The organism is Thermosynechococcus sp. OHK43 (assembly GCF_014466085.1).
Classification (GTDB): Bacteria; Cyanobacteriota; Cyanobacteriia; order Thermosynechococcales; family Thermosynechococcaceae; genus Thermosynechococcus.
Genome location: NZ_JACOMP010000177.1, coordinates 1 through 6,336 on the forward strand (window position 1 = coordinate 1; position 6,336 = coordinate 6,336).

General features: G+C 54.1%; 7 protein-coding genes. 2 read left to right on the top strand and 5 right to left on the bottom strand.

Going from position 1 to position 6,336, the window contains the following annotated elements; genetic code table 11:
* Positions 1-49: 49 nt before the first annotated feature.
* Both H8Q75_RS07540 and H8Q75_RS07545 read right to left on the bottom strand, forming a co-directional pair.
* Positions 50-616, bottom strand: a complete 567-nt coding sequence (locus H8Q75_RS07540) for a hypothetical protein (RefSeq protein WP_024125956.1) — start codon at positions 614-616, stop codon at positions 50-52.
* A gap of 12 nt (positions 617-628) precedes the next feature.
* Entirely contained in the window at positions 629-1,228 is a 600-nt protein-coding gene (locus H8Q75_RS07545) for a DJ-1/PfpI family protein (protein ID WP_024125957.1), read from the bottom strand.
* An 80-nt stretch (positions 1,229-1,308) separates the two neighbouring features.
* Here H8Q75_RS07545 and cobM point away from each other — a divergent pair, with 80 nt between their 5' ends.
* Both cobM and yidD read left to right on the top strand, forming a co-directional pair.
* A complete protein-coding gene (gene cobM / locus H8Q75_RS07550) occupies positions 1,309-2,112 on the top strand; it encodes a precorrin-4 C(11)-methyltransferase (protein ID WP_051372862.1) in 804 nt (267 codons plus the stop codon).
* 42 nt (positions 2,113-2,154) lie between these two features.
* Positions 2,155-2,418, top strand: a complete 264-nt coding sequence (yidD, locus tag H8Q75_RS07555) for a membrane protein insertion efficiency factor YidD (RefSeq protein WP_157869819.1) — start codon at positions 2,155-2,157, stop codon at positions 2,416-2,418.
* Positions 2,419-2,520: 102 nt separating this feature from the next.
* Here the strand turns inward: yidD and H8Q75_RS07560 are convergent, their stop codons facing one another.
* From H8Q75_RS07560 to H8Q75_RS07570, 3 genes are all read right to left on the bottom strand, one after another.
* Complete coding sequence (locus H8Q75_RS07560; protein ID WP_255325271.1) at positions 2,521-3,483, bottom strand: histone deacetylase; 963 nt, start codon at positions 3,481-3,483, stop codon at positions 2,521-2,523.
* A gap of 471 nt (positions 3,484-3,954) precedes the next feature.
* A complete protein-coding gene (locus tag H8Q75_RS07565; protein ID WP_024125961.1) occupies positions 3,955-4,446 on the bottom strand; it encodes a chemotaxis protein CheW in 492 nt (163 codons plus the stop codon).
* On the bottom strand, positions 4,439-6,336 hold a 1,898-nt coding region (locus H8Q75_RS07570; RefSeq protein ID WP_297041019.1), incomplete at its 5' end, for a hybrid sensor histidine kinase/response regulator. The genes H8Q75_RS07570 and H8Q75_RS07565, both read right to left, overlap by 8 nt.

Consider the following 6,336-nt stretch of genomic DNA (forward strand, 5'->3'; position numbering starts at 1 on the left):
CATGGCCGCTTCTACGCACGCCAGGCTCCCCCTGGGTCCTAACCCAAATCTAAAAATCTAAATGATTTATCTGACCCCGTTGGCGACGAGCTTCAAGGGCTTGGGCGATGAGATCCAATAGCCCCGGTGCCTCTTCCTGAATCGTCAGCAGTAGGCGTTCACCCATGGCTAGATCCGCATCTGGAGGGAAAGGGTCTTGTTGAACCAACTGCCGCAGCCGCGGCACCGTATTGTCAACGATTTCCACGAGTGCCCCCAAGCAGCGAAAAAATTGCCGTTCGGTCAGGGTGCTGTCCTCAATGGGGAATTCAATCATCGCCCGCACTTCACCCGCCTTGGGATCGTACTCCCACTGCAGCATTTTTGTCTGCCACGAAATGCACAGCAGCGTTTGTAAAATGGCATCCCGAAAGGGGTGGTTTTTAATGCCCGGCAAGAGATTGGGGGCATAGAGCTTAAAGAACTCGCCCCCCTCATCTAACTCAATGACAACGATAAATCGCTCAAGGTGATCACCATTGACGCCGGTAATAATTTGGTGGTTGGGCGCATTCAACCGATAGTTCAGTTGGTGCCGCTGGAGATAATGGGCAATTTGGCTAAGGGCGATCGCCATGCCACAGTCATCCTAAAGGGCTGCTGAGGGCTGAGGATTAATCTTGGTGCCTAAAACCTCCAAAAATGCTGCCAACCACCGCGGATGGGCAGGCCAAGCCGGTGCCGTAACCAGATTGCCATCTACCACCACCGCATCCGCTGCCACATTGGTAAACTTGCCGCCGGCACTGACGACCTCAGGACCACAGGCAGGATAGGCCGTACAGGTTTTGCCAGCCAGCACACCCGCTGCTGCCAACAGTTGCAGCCCGTGACAAATCGCGGCAATGGGTTTTTGGGTCTCGCCAAAGTGCTTGGTGATTTCCAGTACCTGTGGATTGAGGCGCAAGTATTCTGGGGCCCGTCCTCCCGGCACCACTAGGGCATCGTAGGTTGTGGGGTCAATCTCTGTAAAGGTGGCATTGAGTGTAAAATTATGCCCCCGTTTCTCACTGTAGGTTTGATCCCCTTCAAAATCGTGAACGGCTGTGCGCACGCTGTCGCCAGCCACTTTATCCGGACAGACGGCATGCACGGTATGACCCACCATTTGTAAGGCTTGGAAGGGGACCATCACTTCGTAGTCTTCGACGTAGTCGCCCACGAGCATCAGAATGCGTTTGCCACTCATGATTGTTTGCCTCTCGCATGGACCTATGTTTGATCCTGACATAACGGTGCCCCCTGCAACCGTTAATCTGAGTAAGGGGAATGATCCGGTGCACTGTCGTGATAAGTAGGAATACTGCTGCTGGGGTTTACTTTGTGGGTGCTGGCCCGGGCGATCCAGAATTGCTTACCCTCAAGGGGCAACGACTCCTTCAAGAGGCCGATGTGATTCTCTATGCCGATTCCTTAGTGCCGACTGGGATTTTGCAGTTTGCGCCGCCGAGTGCCATCTGTATTCCCACAGCTGCAATGACCTTGGAAGAAATCATTCCACTGATGGTTGAAGCGGTGCAGGCGGGGAAGAAAGTAGTGCGGTTGCAATCGGGCGATCCCAGCCTCTACAGTGCCATTCATGAGCAGATCTGCCGCCTAGCGGAAGCAGGCATTGCCGTTGAAGTTGTCCCCGGCATTAGTGCCTATCAATTGGCTGCTGCTCGCCTCAAGGCCGAACTCACCCTGCCTGAATTGGTACAGACAATTATCCTCACCCGTGCCAGTGGCCGTACGCGAGTCCCGCCAACAGAAGAATTAGCCAGTTTAGCCGCCCACAAAGCCAGCTTGTGTCTTTATCTGAGTGCGAATTATGTCCAGCGTGCCCAGCAAGATCTGCTCCAGCACTATCCCCCAGAGACGCTGGTTGCTGTCGGCTACCGCTTGGGATGGCCCGATGAGCAGTTGTGGCTGGTTCCCTTGGTGGACATGGCGACGTTTAGTCAGCAACAGCGATTGACCCGCACGACCCTCTACTTGATCAGTCCAGCCTTGGCGGTGCAACAGCAGGGCAGTGATGCCTGGCGCTCCTGTCTCTATAGTCCAGAACACTATCACCTGTTTCGCTCTCATTAAGGCTGTGTACAATTTCCTGTAAGGATGTTGTTGGTAAATACGGTGGGTAACTGGCTCAGTAAAGCACTGATTGTTTTGATTCGCCTTTATCAACGCTGGATTTCACCGCTATTGTTGCCCACGTGCCGCTATACGCCCACTTGTTCTGCCTATGCAGTTGAGGCGATCGCCCGCTTTGGGGCTGTAAGGGGAACTTATCTGGCCATTCGCCGCATTTTGCGCTGCCACCCCTTTGCAGCGGCTGGCTATGACCCTGTGCCACACTTGGAGGAGCCGCCTGACAATCCTGATAATTATGGGCAATAGACGCCAGTCCTCGGAATCCCCAACTGAAGGCCAGCCCTCTCCCACTCCCAGGTGCCCAAGCTCCTGCAGACGCAGTGACGATATTTGCCGATGCGGTTGTTGCTAAACGCTGCCTTGCCCTTCATGAGGAGGTCCTATGGCGGCATTGTCGAGAACCGCCGCTTGTACTGTAGCAACAAGCGATCGCCCCAAAGCATCAAGGTTGTATCCTCCCTCTAAACCAATAACAATGCGGTGAGTAATCTGTAAGCACTGGTGCATCATCCAGCCATAATCGGCATCCTCTAGTTCAATACTGGAAAGAGGATCCTCACGGTGGGCATCATACCCCGCACTGATAATGAGTAAATCTGGGTTAAATTGCCACAAAAAGGGCATAACTTGATCTTGAAATGCGGCTCGATAGGCTTCTCCATTGGAACCTGTCGGCATGGGTAAGTTGAGGACGTTGTTGTAGCGCCCGCGATCGCCCCCATCACCGGTGTAGGGATAGGCGGGAAACTCATGGAGCGAACAATAGGCGATCTGAGGATTGTCTTGAACCAGTGCTTGGGTACCATTGCCGTGGTGGACATCCCAATCGAGAATTGCCACTCGTCTTATCCCCGGCAAACTGAGAGCATAATGGCCAGCGATCGCCCCATTCGCCAACAGGCAAAACCCCATTCCCCGCTCCCGGAGGGCATGGTGGCCGGGGGGACGCGCCAAAACAAAAATCGCTTGCTGTCGCTGTAGAGCCAGATCTACCCCATCGAGCCAAGCCTGTACGGCTAACCGTGCCACGCGATCGCTCTGGTCATTGAGGTAGGTATCGGGATCTAACCAGCCACCCCCTGCTGCGGCCATTTGGGCTAATTGGTCTAAGTACACCGGACTGTGGATCTTTTCTAGCCAAGGGGTCAAGCCTTCTGCGACAGGGGTGGGTTCGCGCCACTCTGCTGCTGGAAATGCGGCTTGCAAATGCCGACAAATGGCTAACAGGCGTTCGGGCCGCTCAAAGTGAAACTGAGGGCAGCGATGTTCTAGGAAGCGATCGCTATAGATAAAGACAGGGGAAAACATCATTTAACCAAGTCCAGATCTGCCCCAAGTCTAGATCTGCCCATGGTTGATTGGCAAGAGATAGAGCCTATTGGCTAAGGCCAGAGGTCGAGCAGTTCCTCAAAAATTTGCGCTTCCAAAAAGGGGCAGGTTTGGGGCAATGCTTCAGGATTAAAGGGCATTTCTTGTTTTACCAGGTCAAGGGCAGTCTCGTAAGTAGGGCTTGAGTCTGGAGCTTTCCTTGAGCTGGCCTTCTAGGGGATGCCGTTGCTCACGACGGGGGTAACACTTCAAGGCAGTGGCACAATTCCCGTTTCTTTTTTTGCCCAAGGAGTCAATCTCCTCACGCCAGTTCTCAAGATCGAGCAATTCAAGTTGCCTTGGCGGAGGTATGCGGCTTGCTGTTGCATCCACGGATAAAAGTTGGTTTCATACAGCGTATCCATGGCTGGTTCACCTCCAGATGCATCTAGCACATCCAGGAATGCAGTCAGACTATCGAGTTTTTAGGGTATGCAGGACCTGCTCAATATCCACGATAAAGATGGGAGGGAGCTCCTGGTCGCCTTGATGGGTGACCATGAGGGAGCTAACGTTGTGAATACTTCCCCAGTGGAGATAGTTGCGGGGAATCGGATGAATGGCCTCCTGGGGAATGCGCTCAATCATGGGGGGGTCTGTGAGGGGCAGGCCAAGCCATTCCTGTCGGGGTTGGAGGATAAGCAAAAACCTGAGCTTTTCGGTTTCTGAGGTTGAAAGGGGGGCATCAAAGAGACAGCGGCCAATATCAATAACTAAAATTTCCCGATTCTCATAGGTGACAAGGCCAATACCCCGCTGGTATGGATCGCCGTGAATAGGGGGTAACGGAATCACTCGATAGGCCTGTGCCATCGGCACGGCAAACTGCTCTTGGCGCACGATAAATGTCAAGAACTGCTCTAAAACAACAGGTTGGCTCTGGCGACGGCGACGGCTTTTAAGCATGGTGGATCAACTGATCAAGGGTGGCCAAGAAGTCACTTTCGCGGAAGGGTTTGCTAAAGTAGGCCGCTGCCCCCAGGCGTTCTGCAAGCTGGCGGTGTTTTTGACCCGTGCGGGAGGTGAGCATCATCACGGGGGTGTTTTGGCATTGGGGAATGCGGCGAATTTGAGTGAGGACGCCAAACCCATCGAGGCGGGGCATTTCAATGTCGCAGATCACAGCGTTGACCTGCAGTCCTCCTTGGAGTTTATCAATGGCTTCCTGACCATCTTTAGCCTGCTCAACCCGATAGCCGGCTTTTTCGAGGGTACTGGTGAGGAAACGCCGCACGTTCACTGAATCATCAACCACAAGGACGGTGTCTTGCCTAGGGGCAGTGGAGCTGGCCACGGGGGCAGGGGGACGCTCCTGTTGCGACCAATCAAAGAGAGCAAGAGGATCTAATAGGGGGACAATGCGGCCATTTCCTAAAATTGTGCAGCCACTAAAGCCCTTGGGTAGGGCTAGTTCTCCTTCGACTTGGCGAATGGTGACTTCCTGCTCGCTCCAGTGGCGATCAACCCGCAGGGCAAGGGCACTGTCCCCTTGACTGATAATCATCAGGGTTGGTTCGTTAATGGTGGGTGCTCCCTCCATTTCCACGGGGCGATGGGGACGCTGAAAGTGAAAAATCTGGGTCAGCTCAATCAAGGGAATGAGATAGCCTTCCCAGTCAATGAGGGTTGAGCCAAGGGTTTCAATGGCAGGGTAGCGATCGGCTAGCACCATTTCTTCGATGTCTTCGGTTGGTACTGCCAAAAGCATGCCGGCAGCCTCTATCAAAAGCGCCCGCACCACTGAGAGGGTGTAGGGAATTGTAATCGTGAATTGCGTCCCTTGGCCGGGAGTACTCTGGATCTGGATGTCCCCGCGAATTTGACGCAGATTAGTGCGCACGACGTCCATTCCTACGCCGCGTCCGGAGAGGCTGGTCACCTGCGCGGCCGTTGAAAAGCCCGGCTCAAAAATCAGTGGCCAGAGGTCGCGATCGCTAGCAGTTTCCAACCAATCTTGGGCTAAGCCCAATTGCCGTGCCCTTTGGCGAATTTTCTCTGGATTGAGACCTCGGCCATCATCCGCCACAGTAATCACGGTTCGGTTGCCGCGATAGGCTGCCTTTAGAGTAATGGTTCCCACGGCGGGTTTGCCAAGGGCTTGGCGTTCCTCTGCAGGTTCAATGCCATGGTCAAAGGCATTGCGGACAAGGTGCAAGAGGGGATCCGCCAAGACACTCAACACAGTACGGTCAATGAGAACGTGGCTGCCCTCAATCACAAGATTGACGTTTTTGCCATGCTCGCGGCTCAGTTCCCGAACTAACCGTGGATACCGGTTGGCCAAGTCGGCAAAGGGACGCATCCGCACTTGGGTAAATCGAGCTTGAAGTTGCTTGGCAGTGCGGTTGAGATCACGGCCAGTGCGTTCGGTGTCCTCTAGGCTCAGTTCCAGATCGGTGGTGATTTCCTGCACTTGAACAATCGTTTCCATCACCTCTTGGGAGAGCAGATGCACATCCGTGTAGCGATCGAACTCGAGGACATCAAAGCCATGCTGGTTTTGGGGACTCAAGTAATGGGGGGCACTGACACGGTCATACTCTGTGCGCAGACGAAAGTTGGCACGCTCAAGGGCACGTACTTTTTGCTTGAGACCCGCTAGTAGGGTGTGGAGGCGTTGCCGTTGTAAATCCAGACCGTTACACTCAATGAGCAATTCCCCCATCAGATCACCGAGTTGATCCAATTGATACCCCGGCACCCGCACGGTCATTTCCTTGGGTTCTTGGGTTAGAAGCTGGGGAGTCACCGGGGTAGTCTCAGCTTTTGGCGCAGGGGAAGGTGCCTCTGTGGGGG

Coding starts and splice junctions, on each gene's coding strand:
- H8Q75_RS07560 (WP_255325271.1), bottom strand. CDS start 3,483: ATGATGTTTTCCCCTGTCTTTATCTATAGCGATCGCTTCCTAGAACAT.
- H8Q75_RS07545 (WP_024125957.1), bottom strand. CDS start 1,228: ATGAGTGGCAAACGCATTCTGATGCTCGTGGGCGACTACGTCGAAGAC.
- cobM (WP_051372862.1), top strand. CDS start 1,309: ATGATCCGGTGCACTGTCGTGATAAGTAGGAATACTGCTGCTGGGGTT.
- H8Q75_RS07565 (WP_024125961.1), bottom strand. CDS start 4,446: ATGCTTAAAAGCCGTCGCCGTCGCCAGAGCCAACCTGTTGTTTTAGAG.
- H8Q75_RS07540 (WP_024125956.1), bottom strand. CDS start 616: ATGGCGATCGCCCTTAGCCAAATTGCCCATTATCTCCAGCGGCACCAA.